Source organism: Bowmanella yangjiangensis, assembly GCF_017255015.1.
GTDB lineage: Bacteria > Pseudomonadota > Gammaproteobacteria > Enterobacterales > Alteromonadaceae > Bowmanella > Bowmanella yangjiangensis.
The window spans coordinates 1-299 of the sequence record NZ_JAFKCS010000858.1 but is presented as its reverse complement, the minus strand read 5'-3'; the positions used below and the strand labels follow the sequence as shown (position 1 = coordinate 299).

The following is a 299-nucleotide window of genomic DNA, read 5'->3' as shown; positions in this document are numbered from 1 at the left end:
CTGGTGGAAATCGAACGCCGCCGAGAGCACTGACAAGGAGTTCACCGTGCCCAAACGCAACCATCTGCTCTGGCTACTGCTGCTGCCCGTCCTGGCGCAGGCGTCTTCCACCTACCGTTGCGGCAGCGCGCTGGTGAGCAAGGATGCGCCGACCAGCGAGGTCCAGCACAAGTGCGGCGAGCCCGTCAGCCGGGACTTTCTCGGCTACAAGGAAGTCACCGATGCCTACGGCTTTCGCAACGAGGTGAACGTGGAAGAGTGGATCTACGGCCCCAGGAACGGCATGTACCACTTCCTGC

General features: G+C 62.5%; 1 protein-coding gene. It reads left to right on the top strand.

The genetic code is table 11. From position 1 onward, the window contains the following. Positions 1-299 (top strand): DUF2845 domain-containing protein (locus J0A65_RS26965; RefSeq protein ID WP_206597231.1); only part of this gene is annotated, 299 nt, incomplete at both ends.